Genomic DNA, 5,045 nt, shown 5'->3' on the forward strand with positions numbered 1-5,045 from the left:
GCAGGGAATAAAATTGGGGGCTGGTTGGAGCCTGATTGGTCCATCAAGGGTTTTATACCTGGTACAATCAGTTCAATATGTACCTGGTACAACAAAGCGATTCTGTACATGGTAAAAAAACAAAAATCCCATCCGTCAACGCATTAAGCATTGAAAGACGGGCTTTATTCTTCATCCTCATTCATAGACAGCGCGTACCCCGCCGATCAGCTTCGGGCGGGTGACAGCGAGCGTTACGTGCGCGCCGCCGAGGCTTTTCTGTGATACTCTGACTGGTACGGCAACATGTTTCAGCTGCATGCCGATGAACGTATCACCGATGTCGATTCCAGCATCCGCTTTTATGAATTCCACCATGACGGGATCTTCAAACGAACGGTAGGCATGTGTGGCCATAGCACCGCCAGCAGAACGTGCAGGCACTACTGCGACTTCATCCAGACTTTTGCGTTCAGCCGTTTCGCGCTCCATAACGATTGCCCGATTCAGGTGCTCGCAACATTGAAACGCGAGCGATACCCCGGCTGAATCGGCAAATTCTTTTAACTCACTGTAGATCATCTCGGCCACTTCAAACGTTCCGGCCGTTCCGATCCGTTCACCGATGACTTCCGAGGTTGAACATCCGACCACAAAAACCTGTCCGGTTTTCAGCGTAATTTTTTCCTTGAACTCTGTCAGTATGCTGCGAAGCTGCTCTTGCAATTGAGTGATTTCCATGAAACCCACTTCCTATTATTTGTCTTCGTATGCCGTAATTTTCCCAATACGGTCTGCGTGACGCCCGCCTTCGAATTCCGTCCCTAACCAAGTTTTGGCGATTTCACGCGCCAGGCCTGGTCCTATGACTCGTTCACCCATCGCAAGAATGTTGCTGTCATTATGTTCACGGGTCGCTTTTGCACTGAACACATCATGAACAAGTGCACAACGGATCCCTTTCACTTTATTTGCAGAAATGCTCATGCCGATGCCTGTTCCGCAGATCAGGATGCCACGGTCGAACTCCCCGCTCGCTACCTTTTCCGCCACAGGCACTGCATAATCAGGATAATCCACTGAATTGCCGCACTCACAGCCAAAATCTTCATATACAAGTCCAAGCTCATCCATTAATGATTTGATTTCTTCACGAATATTTACCCCGCCGTGATCTGATGCAATTGCGATTTTCATCCATCGTCACTCCCATTTTTGACTATTGTTTGTTTCCTTTTATTTTGACATACCCAACATGATAGATAAAGTTTTTATTCTTAGGAATAAAGTTGTTTTTATATAAAAAAATCATGGTGTGCCTCCACCAAATCGCCACGGCTTCTTCCCATAAAAAAAGAACATGGACACCAGCAAGTCCATGCTCGATACATCAATCATTATAAATGAAAACGACTGATTGTTCCTTTCAGCGATTCTGCCTGTTTCTTGAGATTCAGTGCCAATTCTTCGACATTCTCCATGACAGCTGCCTGCTCACGCGTCGATTCCGATACTTCTTCTGCACCTGCAGAAGTTTCCTCTGCAATTGCTGCTACTTCCTGGGATTGCCGGGAAGTAAGCTTGATGCTTTCCATTTGTCTGTCGACAAGACCGGAAATTTTTTGAACTGAGTCCGCCACTTCATGAATCGTACTCGTCATCGTTTCAATGACTTCATTCGTTTTGGAGCCTTTTTCCGCTTCCTTGTTGGCCGTCGTCACCTGGTTTGAAATCTGTCCGACCACGTTTCCGACTTCTGTTTGAATATTTTTAATTAATTCGGAAATACCCTGAACCGCTTTTCCGCTTTCATCCGCAAGCTTGCGGACCTCTTCAGCCACGACGGCAAATCCTTTTCCGTGTTCACCGGCGCGTGCTGCTTCAATGGAAGCGTTCAGCGCGAGAAGGTTCGTCTGGTTTGCGATATCTCCGACCAATTGAATGATCTGCTCGACTTTTTTCGCGTTATCTTCCAGTCTGCGCACCACTTCCAGGGAGTCTTCATTTCCTTTTGCAAGGGTCGTAATTCCTTCCACTAATGAATGAATCACTTCTTTGCTTCCCTGAAGCTCGGTGACCATATTTTTTGAAAGCTGCTCGGAAGACTTTGAGTGATTCTGCACTTCCTGAGCGATCTGTATGACGTCCTCGACTGATTCGGCTGTTGTCTGAATCGACATCGCCGAGCTTTCGGCACCGGCCGATATTTCACCGATCGTTCTTGAAATCGAATCCGCCTGCTGGGAAGCCATTTCAGAAGCCTTCGATAAATCCACAACATTTGAATTTGTTTTTGTGAAATTTTCCTCGATACTGGACACCATGTCCCTGAGATTATGCAGCATGCGGTTGAACGCAAGTCCCAGCGAACGGATTTCATCATCCGACTTAGGCACTTCTACTTCCACCGCGATGTCTCCTTCGGCTGCCTTCAAGGCTGCCTGCTCCAGACGCTGAAGCGGTTTGACGATAAATCCAGCCGCAAAGAAAGCCAGCAAACCCGACCAGAATACACCCATCCCTAACGTAACACTTGTAAATAAGAATTCATTCATATCCGGTGCAAATGTCGGCTTGATAAAATAAATGAAAAATGCCGAGGTCGAATACGTGACCAATGCCAAAATCGTAATAAAGAAAAACAGTTTCTTTCTAAGACCGGACTTATAGCTTCTCTCTTTCCCCATCCCTTTTCTCTCCTCAAAAAATCAATCTTTTTCAAACTTCTTGATCAATTGCTCAATCAGCGAATCCAGCTCTGAATATGTATGTCTGTATAATTCGACGCTTCCTCCAAACGGATCGGACACATCCAAGTCTTCAGGATCTTCAAGCACATATTCCTTTAAAGTGAACACTTTATCAGAAGCTCCCGGATGCTGATCCATAATCGTCCATTTATGATGTGCGGTCATCGTAAACACATAGTCCGCCCAATCGATGTCCTTTTTTCTCAGCGTGCTGGATTGGTGCTTATGTTTTATATCGTTCTCTTTCAGAACTTCTTTAGCCTGAAATGAAGCATCGCTTCCATTCATCGCAAAAACCCCGCTCGATTTCACTTCGAACCGGTCGGCACCCTTATGTCTCAATACCGCCTCCGCCATCGGACTGCGGCACGTATTACCCGTACAAACAAATAAGATCTTCATCCTCTCATCCTCCTTACAACCTATTATAAAATAATTTCCAATTCTCTTATAGGACATTCACAAAGAATACAAAAAGAAACAACCACTGTATACCGCTGTTGATTTTCGTGCAAAACATAGATTTCCGCGGGTGGTCTGTGAACCTTCTCCTCGCTGTGCTCCTGAGGGTCAGAAAAGCGGAGGGGATTAACAAGAGACAGGTGGCATAAAACGAATCGGCCGCGAAGGCGTGCTTTGTCTTCTAGGATGAGTTGACTGGACATGTGCCTCTCATCCCCGCAGCAAGACGAGTCTCACACATTCCTTTAGGAGTCTTATCTTGCACTCCAATCAAAATTAAAACAATACATTTGCTAAAGAGCTTCATAATAGGAGAAAGACATAAGATGAATGAATCCTTCTACTTTTGACTTCTTATCAGGTTAGAGTCATGTCTCCAGCTCATAAGAATTTCCTTCAAACAAAAACCCCCGCCGCATCAATTGCAGTGAGGGATTGGCCTTAGAGTTTTAAAGCAGGCCAGGAAGGGACATTGAACCATATAAACCTGCCATTCTACTAATCTACAACGGCAGCAGCAGTTTGATTCCGAAGGCGAAGAGGATGCTGCCTCCAAGGGCTTCGCTGTACGTTCCGAGTACGCCTTGAAATTTTTTTCCGAGCAAGAGGCCGATCCAGGTTAGAAGCGTGGCTGCCACACCGAAGCAAGCAAGAGCCACAGCCGTTCTCGCTCCGAATATACCAAGGGTCAGGCCCACTGAGAAGCTGTCCAAGCTCACACTGAGCGCAAATAACAGGAGGCCAAATCCTGCCGGAGTGATCAGCGACGTTTCTTCATCTTTGAAACTCGACATAAACATCTGAATGCCCAGCACGACCAGAAGGATGCCCCCTGCATAAGTAGCAAATGATCCGAAGGTGTCGGATAAAAATTTTCCCGTGATCATCCCCAGGAGAGGCATCCACACATGAAAGAGACCGACAGTCAATCCTATGTAAAAAATCTGCTTCAACCTGAGCTGAAACATCCCCATTCCGATTCCGATTGAAAAGGCATCCATCCCGAGAGCAAATGCCATTAACATTAAGGTAATCAATTCCCCGATAAGCGTAGTCATTCCTTTTCCTCCTCTGGACGTGCCTTCAAGAACAATTTATGCACGTCCAAAGAAAATTAGAATGGAAAATATGGACAGGATTGTTTACCCGCTCTTGCACCCATCTAAAAAACCCCTGCCGGCCGCAGATCATGCAAACCAACAGAGGTAATTTTCATTAATATCGGGGAGATTCAACTCTTGCCGTATCGAACGGAACCTGCATTTCCTTCATGGATCAACCCTTGATCACACGATACCCCGCAGCTTTCTGAAGCCTGTTCATAATCGCAAGCCCGACACCTTCTTCCGGGAACATTTCGGAAAAGATAATATCCACTCCGCTATTATTAAATGCCCGAAGCGTATCATACAAATGGTGGGCGACCGTATTCAAATCATCTCTCCGGCCGACGGAAAGGACAACATCAGCCTGATAGTCATCCATGTATTCATCCGTGGTCAATACACCCGCCTTCAATCCGTCGTTTCTTTTCTCATCCACAAGCTTTTGCATGTCAGCACGCGTGCCATCGACCAAATAGACGGGGGCATCCGGTGCATAATGCGTATATTTCATTCCGGGAGATTTCGGCGCACCTTTCCCTTCTTTTAATGAAGGATCAACACCCACTTCCCCGACGATTTCCTGAAGCTGCTCTTTTGTTACTCCGCCAGGCCGTAAAATGACGGGGACAGGTCCTGTACAATCGACAACGGTTGATTCCACCCCGACACCTGTTTCCCCTCCGTCAACTACACCGATGATCTTGTCTTTTAAGTCATCAATCACATGCTGGGCAGTCGTCGGGCTCGG

Annotated in this window: 6 protein-coding genes; all 6 read right to left on the reverse strand. The window is 46.5% G+C overall.

All coding sequences use genetic code 11. The features are described 5' to 3' along the window. Window positions 1-177: 177 nt before the first annotated feature. The gene (locus HP456_RS19655; protein ID WP_172254252.1) at window positions 178-720 is read right to left on the reverse strand and encodes a TIGR01440 family protein; all 543 of its coding nucleotides are present in this window, start codon (window positions 718-720) and stop codon (window positions 178-180) included. A gap of 15 nt (window positions 721-735) precedes the next feature. Further along, window positions 736-1,176: a ribose 5-phosphate isomerase B gene (rpiB, locus tag HP456_RS19660; RefSeq protein WP_172254254.1), complete on the reverse strand. Its 441-nt coding sequence runs from the start codon at window positions 1,174-1,176 to the stop codon at window positions 736-738. Between the two features lie 200 nt (window positions 1,177-1,376). Then, a complete protein-coding gene (locus HP456_RS19665; RefSeq protein WP_172254255.1) occupies window positions 1,377-2,666 on the reverse strand; it encodes a methyl-accepting chemotaxis protein in 1,290 nt (429 codons plus the stop codon). A 21-nt stretch (window positions 2,667-2,687) separates the two neighbouring features. Further along, window positions 2,688-3,131 carry a low molecular weight protein arginine phosphatase gene (locus HP456_RS19670; protein ID WP_172254257.1) on the reverse strand — a complete coding sequence of 148 codons (444 nt, stop codon included), beginning with the start codon at window positions 3,129-3,131 and terminating at the stop codon, window positions 2,688-2,690. Window positions 3,132-3,694: 563 nt separating this feature from the next. Next, on the reverse strand, window positions 3,695-4,249 hold the full coding sequence (locus tag HP456_RS19675; protein WP_172254259.1) for a manganese efflux pump MntP: 555 nt from the start codon (window positions 4,247-4,249) through the stop codon (window positions 3,695-3,697). A 217-nt stretch (window positions 4,250-4,466) separates the two neighbouring features. Continuing rightward, window positions 4,467-5,045, reverse strand: a 579-nt coding sequence (locus HP456_RS19680) for an L-threonylcarbamoyladenylate synthase (RefSeq protein WP_172254270.1), incomplete at its 5' end; no start/stop codon positions are given.

It is taken from the genome of Bacillus haikouensis, assembly GCF_013179555.1.
GTDB classification, from domain to species: Bacteria; Bacillota; Bacilli; order Bacillales; family Bacillaceae_B; genus Rossellomorea; species Rossellomorea haikouensis_A.

Excerpts from the sequence above, each read along its gene's own strand:
- HP456_RS19665 (WP_172254255.1), bottom strand. The coding sequence starts at position 2,666 with ATGGGGAAAGAGAGAAGCTATAAGTCCGGTCTTAGAAAGAAACTGTTT.
- HP456_RS19655 (WP_172254252.1), bottom strand. The coding sequence starts at position 720 with ATGGAAATCACTCAATTGCAAGAGCAGCTTCGCAGCATACTGACAGAG.
- HP456_RS19675 (WP_172254259.1), bottom strand. The coding sequence starts at position 4,249 with ATGACTACGCTTATCGGGGAATTGATTACCTTAATGTTAATGGCATTT.
- rpiB (WP_172254254.1), bottom strand. The coding sequence starts at position 1,176 with ATGAAAATCGCAATTGCATCAGATCACGGCGGGGTAAATATTCGTGAA.
- HP456_RS19670 (WP_172254257.1), bottom strand. The coding sequence starts at position 3,131 with ATGAAGATCTTATTTGTTTGTACGGGTAATACGTGCCGCAGTCCGATG.